The 16,119-nt window shown below is 23.6% G+C and carries 13 protein-coding genes; 7 read left to right on the forward strand and 6 right to left on the reverse strand.

The annotated features are described in order from the left end of the window. From ACXX88_RS00380 to ACXX88_RS00405, 6 genes are all read right to left on the reverse strand, one after another. Positions 1-576 (reverse strand): helix-turn-helix domain-containing protein (locus ACXX88_RS00380; protein WP_458559238.1); only part of this gene is annotated, 576 nt, incomplete at its 3' end. Between the two features lie 271 nt (positions 577-847). Further along, a complete protein-coding gene (locus ACXX88_RS00385; RefSeq protein WP_458559239.1) occupies positions 848-2,698 on the reverse strand; it encodes a hypothetical protein in 1,851 nt (616 codons plus the stop codon). Continuing rightward, on the reverse strand, positions 2,685-3,560 hold the full coding sequence (locus ACXX88_RS00390) for a Dam family site-specific DNA-(adenine-N6)-methyltransferase (protein WP_458559240.1): 876 nt from the start codon (positions 3,558-3,560) through the stop codon (positions 2,685-2,687). The genes ACXX88_RS00385 and ACXX88_RS00390 overlap by 14 nt, the downstream gene beginning before the upstream one ends. Continuing rightward, positions 3,553-4,263: a DNA-methyltransferase gene (locus ACXX88_RS00395; RefSeq protein WP_458559241.1), complete on the reverse strand. Its 711-nt coding sequence runs from the start codon at positions 4,261-4,263 to the stop codon at positions 3,553-3,555. Before ACXX88_RS00395 ends, ACXX88_RS00390 begins: the two co-directional genes overlap by 8 nt. 109 nt (positions 4,264-4,372) lie before the next feature. Continuing rightward, on the reverse strand, positions 4,373-4,648 hold the full coding sequence (rpsT, locus tag ACXX88_RS00400) for a 30S ribosomal protein S20 (RefSeq protein ID WP_458559242.1): 276 nt from the start codon (positions 4,646-4,648) through the stop codon (positions 4,373-4,375). Between the two features lie 119 nt (positions 4,649-4,767). Beyond that, complete coding sequence (locus ACXX88_RS00405) at positions 4,768-6,345, reverse strand: DUF31 family putative serine protease (RefSeq protein WP_458559243.1); 1,578 nt, start codon at positions 6,343-6,345, stop codon at positions 4,768-4,770. A gap of 116 nt (positions 6,346-6,461) precedes the next feature. On the opposite strand from ACXX88_RS00405, the gene ACXX88_RS00410 reads away from it, so the two are divergent. The 7 genes from ACXX88_RS00410 (at position 6,462) to ACXX88_RS00440 (ending at position 16,088) form a co-directional block, all read left to right on the forward strand. Further along, on the forward strand, positions 6,462-8,483 hold the full coding sequence (locus ACXX88_RS00410) for a GGDEF domain-containing protein (RefSeq protein WP_458559244.1): 2,022 nt from the start codon (positions 6,462-6,464) through the stop codon (positions 8,481-8,483). Further along, positions 8,464-8,904, forward strand: a complete 441-nt coding sequence (rplI, locus tag ACXX88_RS00415) for a 50S ribosomal protein L9 (protein WP_436358863.1) — start codon at positions 8,464-8,466, stop codon at positions 8,902-8,904. The genes ACXX88_RS00410 and rplI overlap by 20 nt, the downstream gene beginning before the upstream one ends. Then, a complete protein-coding gene (gene dnaB / locus ACXX88_RS00420) occupies positions 8,897-10,225 on the forward strand; it encodes a replicative DNA helicase (RefSeq protein WP_436358864.1) in 1,329 nt (442 codons plus the stop codon). Before rplI ends, dnaB begins: the two co-directional genes overlap by 8 nt. 1 nt (position 10,226) lies before the next feature. Further along, positions 10,227-11,456 (forward strand): CNNM domain-containing protein, encoded by a 1,230-nt coding sequence (locus ACXX88_RS00425; protein ID WP_458559245.1) that lies wholly within the window; start codon positions 10,227-10,229, stop codon positions 11,454-11,456. A gap of 70 nt (positions 11,457-11,526) precedes the next feature. After that, positions 11,527-12,951: a trigger factor gene (tig, locus tag ACXX88_RS00430; RefSeq protein WP_458559246.1), complete on the forward strand. Its 1,425-nt coding sequence runs from the start codon at positions 11,527-11,529 to the stop codon at positions 12,949-12,951. A 58-nt stretch (positions 12,952-13,009) separates the two neighbouring features. Further along, positions 13,010-15,655 (forward strand): preprotein translocase subunit SecA, encoded by a 2,646-nt coding sequence (gene secA, locus ACXX88_RS00435; RefSeq protein WP_458559247.1) that lies wholly within the window; start codon positions 13,010-13,012, stop codon positions 15,653-15,655. Further along, positions 15,639-16,088: a hypothetical protein gene (locus tag ACXX88_RS00440; protein WP_458559248.1), complete on the forward strand. Its 450-nt coding sequence runs from the start codon at positions 15,639-15,641 to the stop codon at positions 16,086-16,088. The genes secA and ACXX88_RS00440 overlap by 17 nt, the downstream gene beginning before the upstream one ends. Positions 16,089-16,119 lie beyond the last annotated feature (31 nt).

The raw sequence follows: 16,119 nt of genomic DNA on the forward strand, positions 1-16,119 counted from the left end.
GCCAATCACTAAATCTGCTTCTCAATGACCGAATTCTTCCCTTAAATTTATGGATCTTGGTCTAGATCACATAGGAAAAACATATTTTGCATCAATTAATCTTTTTCTTACATCTATTTTTCTTTTTCCTCCTTTTACATAAAATTTTCTTAATCTATGTTTAGGAGTTAAAATTCATTTTCCTGTGTTTATTCAATTAAAAACCGTTCTTAAAGAAGGTATTTTTATGTCTTTTATGTTATTCTTTATTAAGTTATATGTCATAATAATTCCACATGTTTCTTTTTCATAATGACTTTTAAAAAGAATATTAAATTCCTTATATTCATTCATTTCATAAAAAAAGAATAATCTTTTATGTAAAACTCTATTTCTTGTTTTAATTTCTGCTTCTTTATGATCGTAAAAACCAAAACTATTAGAATTTCTTTTTATTTCTCTTGAAATAGTTGAGTGACTAACATTTAAAATTTTTGAAATTTTTCTTATTGAAAATTGTTCATAAAATAATTTTTCTATTAAAAATCTTTTTTCGCTATTTAAATGAGCATAATGTTTGGTTGTAGTATAATTCATATTGGTCCTTAAATTAAAAAGTAGTGGTTATAAAACTTTTTTGGGCCACTTTTTTTATACAAAAAAAATCAAGTGTCCCATACTTTAAATTTTACTTTAAAGTGGTGCACTTGATCTTACAATTAAGCAATAGACAATTAATATTGTCTATTTTTTAATATATATTTTTAAATTAATGTTCGCTATTCTATTTCATCTTTATATAAAAATTCTATATTTTTAAGTTTCTGAGCTAAAATCAAAATAGAAAATAAAAAATTCCTTTGGGTTTTTAATTATTTTCTTCTATATCATCACTATATAAGAAATTAATATTTTCATCATGTTCAAAATTGTCATTGTCAATAACATTACTTTTAATAAATAAATTTTTAATTAAAGGTTTTGAATATAATGAATTAAAATTATTTTCAATGTTATTGAAATAATTATTTATTAATATTGGATTAATAAATATATGTTCATTAGTTAACATTCATTTTTTCTTATTATCTATAAATTCTTTTTTGGAATCAAAAGAGAAAAATAAATATTGTAAAAAACTTTTATAAATATTTTTTGTAAAGAATAAAACAAAAGTAGTTTTATTATTTTGCTTTCAAATAGTTAGAGCATGTCTTTTAATTGGTTCAATTTCATTTTTAATTAAAGAAGATTTGGCATCGTGTGTTGTTATTTCTGTTATTATGTTTAAATGTTCCAATTCAGCAAAACCATCTGGTCCATTACCAGGAGCAGTAAATTCTGGAAAAAAATAATAATTTAATTTCGTCCTTGCAAAGTCTTTAAATGACATTTTTTTACTAACTTTAAATTTTTTATCCAAAGAATATCATATAAATAAATTAATAAAATATTCATATAAAATAGAATGCTTAAGTCCATCTACTTTAGCAATATTTTTTTCTAAATAAGTGAATTTATTTTTTACTTCATCAAAGTTCATTTTATTTTTCAAAATAGATAATGTAAATTCATAGTTAAAAGGTAATACGTTGTTTTCCGCTATTTTTTCTAATTTATTTTCTCTAAAAAATTCTTCTATTAATTTAATAATATTAAAATAATAACTTTTTAAATTTGTTATTTCTAATATTTTTATAAATTGTTCTCTTTTTTTGATAAGCAAAAACGAAAACAAAAATTTTATATTTTTTGATTTAAACTCAATATACTTATTTTCATTATTTTTATTAAAATTAAAAATATTTAAATTTTCTAGTCAATAATTAGTAATGCTTAAATATTCATCTTCTGCTGTTATAATATCAGAATATTTTTTAGTTATTTTATTAAATTCAGAAAAACTCATTTCTTTAAAATAATTATTAATATACATCAAATTATCTTTATTAAATTTTCTTTTTAATTCATACCAAGAAATCAAATTAAAAATTTTTCTAATTTTTTCAGAAGATTTTAATTTTTTTACCATTTCTTCCAAAGCAATAAATAAACCTTCTTTATTTTTTGTTTTCATAATTTCTTTCACTTTAATAAAAAATTCTTTATTTTTAGGTGGTTTTCTAAATTCTCATTCATTTTCAGTTTTTTCTTTTTTATTTCCTTCAGATAAATGAAATTTAACCAATTCTTCTTTTTTCAAATAATTTTTAATAACTATTGAAGAAAAAAGTTCAAAAAAAGGAAATTTATTTATATATCATTCATTAATTTGTTTTAAATTAAATTTTAAAATTAAGAAAATTCAGGAAAATTCATTAATTGTTATTGCTAAAAAATTTTCAATATTTTCTTTGTTATTGTCGTTTATAACATCTTTTGTATTTTCTTGTTCTGTTGTTAAATTATAGAAAAAAATTCCGTTGCCGTTTAACATTGGAAAGACTTCTATATTTTGATTTTTATTAATTAAATTAAAATTGATTAAAGTTTTAAAAAGTAAACCAGAATCTTTATTAATATTATTAGATATTTTTTGTTTTAAACCTTCGTTTATACAAAATTTTCAGAAATTTTCCAAATTATTTAAACTATTATATGAATCTGAATTTTTGTCAAAGAAAAACGATAAAACAGAATTATATAAACCAATTTGATTTTTCTTTCTTCAAGAAGTATCGCCTATTTTTCAAAGTATTTCAGAATTATTTGTATTCATAATTTCAAACTAAAATTTCTTTAGTTTGTTTCTCCTTTCTTTGATAATTGCTGTTTTTATAATTTGATTTTATTTCTTTGATAAACAAATTATTTTCTTTTATAAAATTATATAAAATTGAATTTTTTTGTTCACCATTTTCTAAAAAATTAGAAAGTAAAAATTTAATATTTTTTGAATTAATTTTTTCTAAAAGTTTAATTAATCTTTTTTCTTCTTCAATATTTCAATTTGAATTATAAGTTGCTTTTGAAATTAAATATGGAGGATCAAAGTAAAAAAATATAATCTTATTATCAAAAGTAGAAATAATTTTTTCTACAATTTTTTCAAAATCTTCATTGAAATATAAAACATCCTTTTCTTTAATTTTGTTATTATAAGACTTTAGATTATTTTTTCTAAATTCAGTATATCCGCTTTTTCCTATTGGTACATTAAATAAATTATCTTTATTAAATCTTATTTCCGAATTAAAACTAAAGAAAACTAAAATTATTAACAAAACAAGATTTTTATTTTTATTATATTCTTCTCTTAACATCAAATATTTTTCTTTATTTTTTTTATATTCTTTATTATAAAAAAGAGAAAATTTATTTAATTCTTTTGTTATTAATTTATTTATTATTTCAAAATTATTTTTAGAAAGGAATTTTATAATTTCAAAAAGATTTTTATCTTTTTCATTATAAATTAGTTTTTTATAAGGACTGTTTATTCCTACATTAAAACTTCCACCGAAGACATCTACAAATATATAATCATTATCTTTTGGCAAGTGTTTAAATATTTGATCTAAAATTCTAAATTTATTTCCTAAATGATTTAAAGGAGATCTTACAAATAAATTTTTATTCATTTTTTACCGCCATTTTCGAAATTCTCTTAACAGACTTATTAAAATAATCAGTATTAATTTCAGAACCTAGAAATTTTCTATTTGATAATAAAGCGGCAACTGCTGTTGTTCCACTCCCCATAAAAGGATCTAAAATTAAATCCTTTTCCTTGGTGTGAATATTAATTAAATCTTGAATTAGTTTTAATGGTTTTTGAGTAGGATGGATTCTAACTTTTTTAGAATTTTCAACAGAAAACTTATATTCAGGTCTTTGATAAGGTTGTTCTTCTGTTTTTTTGAAATTGAAAGTCCATTTTTTACCAGGTTTTATAGCTCAAATAGCTAATTCGAAATCTACAATATATCTTCTAGAAATGTTTCTTGGCATTGGATTTGGTTTTATCCATCTTATTAAATCTTTAACTAAAAAACCATTTTCTTCTAACTTAGAAGCAATCATACCTAAATTTTTTCAATCATTAAAAATAATTATACTTCCACCAGGTTTAATCAAAGGATTTATTGAATTAATCCATTTTAGTTGATCAAAATCTTTATCTCATAATCCGAAATCAATACCGTTTCTTCCTATTGTTTTAAAATTATTTTGTTTGCTAATATTATATGGAGGATCTGTAATTATTGCATCAACTAAAATTTTTTCTCTTTTCATTTTTTCAAATAATTCTAAACAATCAATATTATAAATTTTATTTTCCATTTTTTACACCTTACAAAATTATTAATAATATTTTACCTTATATAAAAAAAATAATAATTTATTTATAAAAAAATAAAAACTCCCTTTAAGGAGTTTAATTATTTCAATATTAAGCAACATTTAAATTTAAATGTTTGGAAACAAAAGCATCAAGTCTTGAAGTTTTTCTAGAACCATTGTTTTTGTGTAAAACACCTTTAGAAACAGCAGTATTAATTTCTTTATGTGCTTTAGCAACTAATTCATTTACATTAGTAGCATTTTGCACTGCAGCTAGTTTAGCTTTTTTAATAGCTCCACGAACTCTTGATTTAATAGCATTATTTCTTATTCTAGATTTTTCATTTGTTTTGATTCTTGTTATTTTTGATTTAATATTTGCCATTCTATCTCCTTAATGTTTTGTTTCTTAATTATACAATAATTTTTTGTATTTTTAACTATAATATTTTACATTATTTTTATTTTTTGGAAAATAATATTTTTTATTTCAAAAAACTTACTTTATTTTTTTATCAAAGAATTATTAAAAGCAACAATTTCATTGAAATGTTGTTTTAGTCAAGAGTGATTTTGATCTACATTTTTTAAATAAAAAATCAAAGGGCTTTTATCTTGTTCTTTTTCTAGTAATCTGTGAATATTTAAAGTATTAAAATTTTCATCATCATGTTTTAAACCTGCATTAGATGAAAAGAAAATTCCCACTGCTTGTTTATTTTGATTAAAAACACCAGCTCCGGATGCTCCTTTAAAAAACAAATTAGACTTTGGTACTTTAACATAGTTATCTAAATCTTGATTAGCTAAATATATTGTTTCAATAGATGGAGAATCCTTATTAATTGAATTCTCTATATCAAAAGGTTTATTTGTAAGTTTTTCATTGTCTTGAAATCCTTGGTTGATTACTGGCATATTATTGATTATGCTAATACCATTTTTATAAAAGCTTTTGGTTAATTTAAATCCATCAACTTTTTCAGTAACTCTTGTACTCTTATTGTTTTCTAAATCATCTATTTTTACAGGAAAACCAAAGGAAAAAACTTTTTCACCTTCAATTTTTTCTAAAGTTGTATTTACAGTATTTATTAGTGTTGGAGACTTATCATATTCTTTTAAAAAAGCGGGTTTTTCCACATTATCTTTTAGTTTTATTTTAATAACTGCAAAATCTGATCCTGAAAGATATTCTTTTTCTGAAGGTTTACCATTTTTTAGATCAAAATAATTATAAAAAGTACTTTGATAACTAAGCGGTTTAATAACTTCAAATGATTCAAATATATTGGTTTTATCTTTAAAAACGTCAAAATTTTCATTGAAAGTAGCATCTTTATAATTATAAAAATCATTTTGTCTATTTTCAGTAATTTCTTTTGTTCTTTTACCTGCATCATTTATAACATAAGGATCATTTTTGTATTCTGGATAATTTTCTAAACCAATTAGTGATAAAGTTCTTATATCATGTGAACTAAAATAATTTTCTGGCATTTCTCCATTGTAGTTTGGTTTGAAAATTCCTTGAGAATTGAAATTATCTAATTCTTCTTCTGAAATATTTTGATAAAAGTAATTATCATTTTTATTATTTAAAAGTTTTACAGAATTAGTTTTTATTATTGGTTTATTTATGAAAGCTGCTGCATGAATATTTGTAGCAATATAATAAACTCTTTCATCTGTTGGATCTTTATCTAAAACTCATCCGGTAGCAAATTCGGTTTCTAAATTTGAAATTACAAATTTTCTTCTAGAATCATCAGAATAAAGTTCTACAAAGGTTTTTACATATTCAATTTGAAAACTTCTTTTTTTAATAAAATCAGTCACAGAATCACTATTTTCTGTATTTTTCTTGTATATTTGTTTAATTTCTTCTAGTTTTGCATTGTCTAAAACAGAAGAACTGACTTCAAGTGAGAAATTTGGATTTTCTACATTAATTTCTTGTTTTTTATTTTCAATCGTTTCTTTTCCTTCTTTTTTAACAAAAGGAAAAGAACAAGAAACAAGAGATGTACTTACTAATAAAACAGAAGAAAAAGAAAGCAAAAATTTAGTTTTTTTATTCATAATAAAGAACCTTTCAAAAATATTTTATTAATTATAAAGTAAAATAAAAAAGTTTTTCAAAAAGAAAATATAAATTATGTTTTTTAAAATAATAGTTTGTTTTATAATTTAATAATATGAGTAAAAAAGCAAAGATTTTAATATACTTTTCAATCAACGTTTTTTATTTGATATTATTTGCAGTTATTTTTATTGTTTTATATCAAATAAATTTGATTTCCAAATTTCTTTTATTTGGTTTTTTTGTATTTTGATTAATTGTTGCAACTATAAGTTTATGTTGACTTTTATGAGTATTTCTGCATAAAAGTTCCAAAATTCAATCTTCTTTATATGAATATATTAATGATGTTGTTGAAGAAAATAATTTAGGTTTAGTTTTACATACAACAAATGGAAAAATTATTTGAGTTTCTTCATTTATAGAAAAAAGGTTTTCTAAAAAATGAATAGGAAAAAATATTGATGATGTTCTGAAAAATAAAGTTAAAGCAAATGAAGAAAATTTAGTAGGAGATGGTTCTACTTTTTCTGAAGATGGTTATACATATGCAATTAAAAAATATAGAGATAAAAACGCTATTTCTATTAGAGATATAACCTTATATGATAACCTTTTGAAAAGTTACGAGAAAGATAAAGTTGTAATTGGAGAAATTGAAATAGATAATTTTCAATTATTACTTTCTACATTAGGAGAAGAAGATTTTTTCAAGGTAAAAACATCTGTTATTAATTTACTTGATGAGTTATCTAAAAATTATAATTTCTCTTATAGACAATATATTGAAGGAAAATTTTGAGTTGTAACTAGTTATGAAACATTCGCAAAATTAAAAGCAAAAAACTTTTCTATGTTTAATGAAATGGTTGTTAATTTAAATAATTCTAGTTATGAAGCAAAACAAGAAGTAACTTTATCGGTTGGTTTTGTTCATGGAACAAATGAAATTTCTAAATTGAATCAAATTGCAAAAGATGCAATAATTTATTCAAAAACTAGAGGTGGGAATCAAATTACAACTATTAAATATGGTTCTAGACCTGTTGTTTATGGTTCAAATAGTGAAATAAGTTCCAATTCAAGTAGAAGCGAACTAAACTTTGTATCTAAAAAAATGCTTGCAGTTTTAGAAAATCCAGAAGTAGAAAATATCATTTTATATGGGCATAAATACGCAGATTTAGATGCTGTGGGTTCTGCGTTTGGTCTTGGTCAATTTTTAATTAATTATGCTAAAACCAAATTTAATTTAGAAAAGAAAATGTATATTCAAAATGTAACTTTTGATTCTACAACAACACATTTTTTAGAAACCAATTCTCAATATATAGATAAAAAAATATTCATAAAACCTTCAACAGCATCTAAATATACAAACAAAAACACAATGATAATAATTGTAGATACAGCAGAAGCAACAAGAATTGAAAATCAAAATGCTTTTAATACAGCTGATCCGAAAAAAATATTTATTTTTGACCATCATAGAGTGGTTTCAGGAAAACCTGAATTCCTTTCTAAAGGAAATGATTATATTGAAACCACTGCTTCTTCTTCATCTGAAATAGTAACAGAGGTTATAGCACTTAATTCAGATGGTGAAAACAGAATAATTTCACCTTTTAGTGCCCAAATGCTTTTAAATGGTATTTATATGGATACTAATCAATTTAAAAAATCAACAACTATGAAAACATTTAATGCAGCTTCAATTTTAACTAGATGAGGGGCTCAAAGTGCTAAATCTATTGAAACTTTAAAGATAAGTGAAGAAATTTTTAATATAATTAATAAGATAACTAGAAATGTAGAAGAAGTCAAGCCAGGATTTTTACTTGCTTATACAGCAGAAGAAATTGATTTAGATGTTGTGTCTATGGCGGCTGATTTTATGTTAAATATCCAAGGAAGAAAAGCAACTTTTGTTGTTGCTAAAGTAGTAGGAAAAGATAGATTTAAAATGTCTGCAAGAGGTATAAACAATACTAATGTGCAAATTATTGCAGAAACAGTTGGTGGTGGTGGTCACTTCTCTGCTGCTGCTGCAGAAAGCACAACAGAAACATTAGAAGAATTTGTAGACAATATAAGACAAGCGATAGTGAGTGTGAAAAATGAAAGTAATAATAATTAAAGATTGTAAAGACGGAAAAGTTAATGAAGTAATAGATGTATCCGATGGATATGCAAAAAACTTTTTAATCAAAAATGGTTTAGCTATTCCTGTAAACAAAAAAACATCTTTATATTTAAATAAAAAAATAGAAATTTTAGAACAAGAAGAAGAGAAAAAAATTCAAGAAGCTGAATTATTAAGAGATCAAATTCAAGCTATAATTTTAACCTTCAAATTAAAAGAAACAAATAATGTAGTTCATGGTTCAATAACAGCTAAAAAAATTATTAAAGCTCTTGAAGATATGGACATTAAATTACCTAAACATTCTTTAGAAGAGCATGTTCATATTGTAAGTATGGGATTAACTGTATTGAATGTTAAACTACACAAAAAAGTAATAGCTCATTTAAGAGTTAAGGTTGAAAAAGATGAGTAAAAGTTTATTTTTACCTAAGGAAGTAGAGAAGTCGATCCTTTCTTATGCTTTATCATCAGAGGAAGATCAAGCAAAAATTATTCCTTTTTTACAAAAGGAAGATTTTTACGATTTCAAAAATCAAATTCTTTTTGAAGCATTAAATAATTTATATTTTGCTTCTAAAAAAATAAATTATGTTTCAGTTATTAAAGAACTGGATGAAATGAAAAAACTAGAAGAATTTGGTGGAGCAGCTGAAATAGCAGAATATACAAGCGAAATTCCCGTTTTTTCTACAGTTAAAGAAGTAATGAATGATCTTGTTGAAAAAGCAACATTAAGACAAGCATCTATTGTTTTAAAACAAAGTTTTCAACAATTATCAGAAGCAAATAAAACTGCAGATGATATTTTAAATGAATTTGAATCCAAGATGGTTCAAATCACTAGAAATGTTCAAAATAGTGATTTTCAAAATATGAGAGATGTTGCTGCAAACATCTTAAAAGACTTGCTTTCTAGAAAAGATAGTACTAGTTTAAAAGGAATTAGTACAGGATTTAGTAATTTAGATAAAATTACTTCAGGTTTTCAAAAAGGTGACTTAATTATTTTAGCAGCAAGACCAGCGATGGGAAAAACCGCATTTGCATTAAATTTAACAAAAAACATTGTTGAGCAAAACAATAATGTTGTTGTTTTCTTTTCTTTAGAAATGCCAAGTACTCAATTGGTAACAAGAATATTAGCTTCTGAGTCAGGAGTTCCTGGAGATTATTTAAAAAATCCACAATTTTTAACTAATGTAGATTGAATTAAAATTTCCACAACTTTGAATGAAAAAATCAGTCATTATAACTTATTTATTGATGATTCAGCAGGAGTTAAACTTCATGAAATGATTTGAAAAACAAAAAAATTATTAAATAAAATGAAAAAAATCGACTTAATAGTGGTGGATTATTTACAATTAATAGATCTTGGTGGTTCTAACAATAGACAATTAGAAGTTTCTAAAATTTCAAGAAGTTTAAAACAACTAGCAAGAGAAATTAATTGCCCCGTTATTGCTTTATCTCAATTATCCAGGGACGTAGAAAAAAGAGAAGATAAAAGACCTATAATTTCAGATTTAAGGGAATCTGGAGCAATTGAGCAAGATGCTGATATAGTTGCGTTTTTATACAGGGAAAATTACTATAAAAAGGAAATTTCCCCTTATGACATTCAAGAAACAAAATTAATTATTGCAAAGCATAGAAACGGTGCCATTGGTGATTTATCATTACAATTTAATCCAAAAATAGGTCTTTTCTTTGAAGAAGGAGAAACAAACTAGAATGAGTTGGTCGAAAATTATATTTATAATAATTTTAATTTTCTTATTAGTTCTTTCAGCGTTTTTTTCAGCTTCTGAAACAGCTTATTCAACTGTTTCTAGGGCAAAATTAGAAGAAAATTTAAATAGCAAAAAACACTTTCAAAAAAAAGTGATAATTAAAAGATATGAGATGTTTCCATCTACACTATCCACAATTTTAATAGGAAACAACATAGTAAATATTGGTTCTTCTGTAATTTTATCTTCGTTGTTTTCAAGTTGAATAACAGATGAAACTTTTGAAATTATTGTTTCTACTTTAGTTATGACTCCTATTATTGTTATTTTTGGTGAAATGATGCCAAAAATTTTAGCAAGAAAATATCCAATAAAATTTTTACAGTGTACATATTTATTAATTTTATTTTTCCATTACTTATTTTGACCATTAACTTTTTTAATTTCAAAATTCGTTAAATCAGATCAAGTTACTAATACAGAAAATGAACTTAAACACATTTTAGATTTAGGTTATAAAGAAGGTGTTTTAGAAAAAGAAGAATCTATTCTTGCAAGAAATGCACTAGATTTTGATTCCATAAAAGTAACTAAGCACTATGTTAGATTGAAAAAAATAACTTATGTTTCTTATGAAAATAGCTTAGCAAAAATTAAAGAAATATTCCAAAATACGGGATTTTCCCGTATTCCTGTTCAAAAAAATAAAAAATTTGTAGGTATAATCCTTTTAAAAGACATTTTCGGTTTATCTGATGAAGAAATTTTTAATATAGATGATTATATTGTGGAAGTTCCTTATATTTCTTCAAATTCTTTATTAAAAGTTGCTTGAAAAAAAATGAAAGAAAATAAAAGTCAATTAGGTTTTATCACTAAAAGTAATGATGATAAAAAAGTTATTGGTTTAATAACTTTAGAAGATATTTTGGAAGAACTAGTTGGAGAAATATATGATGAACACGATTATAGAGATGAATTAGATTTTTATGAGTTGGAAGAAAGTTCAAAAATCATGGTTAAATATTCTACATCTATCTCTAAAATTAATGATTTTTTCTCTATAAATTTAGACGAAAATGAAAATGAAAATATTGGTTCTTTTTTAGAGAAAACAACAAACAAAAAATTAACTTTAAAATTCAAATTTAATATTAATAACTTATATTTTAAAGTTGTTGAAAACAAAAGAAAAGAAGAACCTAAAATAGAAATTTGAAAAGAAGAATAAAAAATTATAAAATACAAAAAAATACTTTATAATTAAATATATTATTAATAAAAACAGAGGAGTTTTTTATATGGCAAAAAGAAAAATGCTAGCTGAAACTGCAGAATTAGTAATAACAGTTGAAGCAGATAAACAAGAATGATTAGATGCACAAAAAAAAGCAAAAAACAAATTATTAAAATCAGTACAAATTCCTGGTTTTAGAAAAGGAAAAGTTCCTTTAGCAAAAGCTGAAAGTTTAATTTCAGAAGGACAAGTAATTCAAGAAGCAGCAAATTCAATAGCTCCTAAATTAGCTTCTTTAGCAAAAGAACAAATTATAGAAAGTGATAAAGTATTGGATGAAGCACTTTTAAATCCAGTTAAAGTTTCAAAAGAAGAATTAGTAATAGAATTTAAATATCCAGTTTATCCAGAATTTAAAATTTCTAACTACAAAGGATTAGATATTTCTTATGAAGCACCAACTGTTTCTAAAGAAGAAATTGATTCTGAAGTAGATAAAATTGTAAAATCTCATTCACTTTTAATAAGTTCTGATAAAGCAATTGAAAATGGAGATGTTGTTCTTTTTGATTTTAAAGGATTTATTGACAATGAACCATTTGAAGGTGGAGAAGCAGAAGATTTTGAATTAAAAATCGGTTCAGGAAACTTTATTAAAGGATTTGAAGAATCAATGATTGGTTTTGTAAAAGGTGACAAAAAAGAAATTAAAGTGACCTTTCCAAAAGATTACCATGCAAAAAACTTTGCAGGTAAACCAGCAATATTTAAAATTCATGTAAAAGATGTTAAAAAATATGAAAAAGTAAAATTAGATGATGCTTTTGTTTCTGATTTAAAAATTGAAAATGTTTATACAGTTTTTCAATTAAAAGAATATCTAAAAAAACTTTTACTTGAAGAAAAAACAGAAAAATCAAAAATTGATTTTCAACACAAAGTATTTCACAAAATTTTTGAAAATACAACAATTCCTTTAGCTTTAGTTTTAATTAACAAAGAAAAAATGGCAGTTCAAAGAAAAACAGAAGAAAGATTAAAAGAACAAGGTTTTTCACTTAAAGAATATGCTGATTTACTTAAATTAGACACAAAAACATTAAATGACACATTTGAAAAAGAAGCAATTCACAACTTAAAAACATCATTAATTTTTGCTGAAATTTCAAGAATTGAAAAATTAGAAGCAACAGAAGAAGATTATAAAAAAGAATATGAAAAGTTTGCAAAACTTTACAAAACAATACCAGAAGCTGTTGAACAAATGGTTTCAAAATTCCAATTACAAATTCCTATCATAAACAGAAAAGTTATCGATAGATTGATTGAATACAATTCAGGAAAAATTGGACAAAAAATGAAAACAATAGTTTCTAAAGTTAAAAAAGAAGAAAATAAAGAAACAAAAACTTCTAAACCAAAAACATCAGTAAAAAAACCTGTTTCTAAAACAGTTAAAAAAGAAACTAAAAAAACTTCTTCAAAATAAGACCTATTGGTCTTTTTTTCTTTTTTTTCTTCATAAAAATAGTAAAATTTAAAATAATATGTTACATAAAATTAAAAAATTCTTTTCAACATCCACAGAGATGAAAATCGCAAGAAAATTACTAAAAGAAATAAATGAAAAAAGATCCATTTATTCTTCAATGAGTAATGAAGATTTACAAAATCAAACACAATTATTTAAAGAACGTTTAAAAAATGGTGAAACTCTTGAAGACATCAGGGTTGAAGCTTTTGCAGCAGTTAGAGAAGCTACAAAAAGAGTGTTAAACAAATTTCCATATGACGTACAAATTTTGGGTGGTTTAATATTGGATCAAGGTTCAATTGCAGAAATGAAAACAGGAGAAGGAAAAACTATTACTTCTATTGCTCCTGTATATTTAAACGCACTTGAAGGTAAAGGGGTAATTGTTTCAACAGTTAATGAATACCTTTCAGAACGTGATGCTACTGAAATGGGTCAAGTGCATAATTGAATGGGTTTAACAGTTGGAATTAATAAATCACAGATGGATTCTTTAACAAAAAAAGCTGCTTATGCTTGTGATATTACTTATTCCATTCACTCTGAATTAGGTTTTGATTACTTAAGAGACAATATGGTTACACAAAAAGAATCTAAAGTACAAAGAGGACTCAACTATGCTTTAATAGATGAGGTAGATTCTATTTTAATTGATGAAGCTAAAACTCCTTTGATCATTTCTGGTGGTGAAAAAAGTGGCGGAAATAATTATTTTATTGCCGATCAATTTGTAAGAATTCTTAAAGATGAAGATTTTGATATTGATTGAGAAAGTAAAGCGGTTAAATTAAATGATAACGGAATAGATAAAGCAAATCATTTTCTTAACATTGAAAATCTTTATGATATTCAACATTCAGAATTAGTTCACAGCATTCAAAATGCCTTAAGAGCACATAAAATAATGAAAAAAGACGTTGAGTATATTGTTAGAGATGGAAAAATAGAACTTGTAGATACATTTACCGGAAGAATCATGGAAGGGAGAAGTTATTCAGAAGGACTACAGCAAGCTATTCAAGCTAAAGAAATGATTAAAATAGAACCAGAAACTAAAACTTTAGCAACCATAACCTATCAAAATTTTTTCAGGATGTTTAAAAAACTTTGTGGTATGACAGGGACTGCCAAAACTGAAGAACAAGAATTTATTGATATTTATAACACAAGAGTAAATGTTATTGAAACTAATAGACCGATAAAAAGATTTGATGATACTGATTTAATTTTCCCTTCTGCAAGAGCAAAATATAAAGCAATTGTGGAAGAAATAAAAGAAAAATATAAATTGGGACAACCTATTCTTGTAGGAACTTCACAAGTTGATGAGTCAGAATATTTACATTCTCTTTTAGTTAGAGAAGGTATTCCACACACCGTTTTAAATGCTAAACAAAATGAATATGAAGCAGAAATTATTGCTAATGCCGGACGAGTAGGATCAGTAACAATTGCAACAAATATGGCTGGTCGTGGAACTGATATTAAACCTACGCCAGAAGCTTTAGAAAAAGGTGGATTATACGTTCTTGGAACAGATAAATCAGAATCTAGAAGAATTGATAATCAATTAAAAGGAAGATCAGGAAGACAAGGAGATGTTGGTTATTCCCGTTTTTTCCTTTCTATTGAAGATCAATTAATGACAAGATTTTCTCAATTTGATCAAATTAAAGAAAATTTTGGAAGTGATAGTGATGATCCTATTCCTGGAAAGGCTATTTATAAATTTTTCCAAAGAGCACAGAAAAAAATTGAAGGTTTAAACTACGATAACAGAAAAAATGTTTTAAGTTTTGATGATGTTATTAGACAACAAAGAGACTTAGTTTATACACAAAGAGATATCATTTTAGAAAGCGAAGAATTAGATCATTATATCATTAGAATTATTGAAAGATCAGTAGATAATTTTATGAATTTTGATTTCATTTTAAAAACAAACAAAGAAGTAAAATATGACATTTTAACAAAATTTTTAAATGAGAATTTTTCCAGAATTTCTAAAGTAGAATTTACTTATAAAGAAATAAGTGAACACCATTACGATGAATTGATTGAATATTTAAAAGAAAAAATGAAAGACATTTATTTTAACGTGTTAAGAATTAACTTGATCGAAAATTTAAAAGAAGAATATGTAAAATTAGAAAGACAAATTTTACTAGGTGCACTAGATCAAAAATGACAAAATCACATTGATATTATTGATAAGTTAAGATCATCTGCAAATCTTGTTCAATATTCACAAAAAAATCCATTCCAAATTTTTACTGAAGAAGCAACTAAAAAATTTGAAGTATTTATTGATGAAAGTTCAGATCAAGCAATATTAAATTTATTTAATAATTCATATGCTAGAAAAATAGAGTATATGAATATAGAACTATCTAACGGACAAATTTTAACAATTGAAGTAGGGAAATCTCCAGAAGAAATTCAAGCAATCATAGATATGGAAGAAGAAAAAATAAGAATAGCTAATGAATACCAACAACAAATGAAACAAATAACACTTATTGATGGAAAAATCCTTTCTGTTCCTAAAGATATGGATGATGAACAATTGAAAAGAATTATCATAGAAGAAAACGCAGCTATTTTGGAAAGTCAACAAAGATTATTAGAAGAAGAAAAAAACAATGAAAAAAAAGATTAATATAATAGTGTTAATCTTATTTTTTATATCTTTTATAGTTGGATTAATTGAATTAACTTTTTATATTTATAACAATTTAATTAACTACTTTTGATTGATAGTTAACATTGCTTTACTCTTTTTACCTTTTGTAATCATAATAATTTTTTTAATTTTTATTAAACAAATTTATCCAAAAATTAAAAATCATTTTATTAAAGATCAAAGATTTCATAGTGATCTTTGTAAATTTTTAAATAGAAAAAAACTAAAATTAATTTTTATAGTTCTTTGATTTATGCTAATTTTGATAAATATTTGATTAGCTAAATTGTGATGAGACAACTGAAAAAATCAGATAATTACAATTTCATTTTTATTTGAGAATATGTTGTTTTTTAGTTGTCAATGAGTTTGAGTAAAATATAAATGTTCTGAAAAAGAAAATAAATAATTTTAATTTTTGTTAAATTAAAATTAACAAG

Source organism: Mycoplasma sp. 5370 (assembly GCF_054343435.1).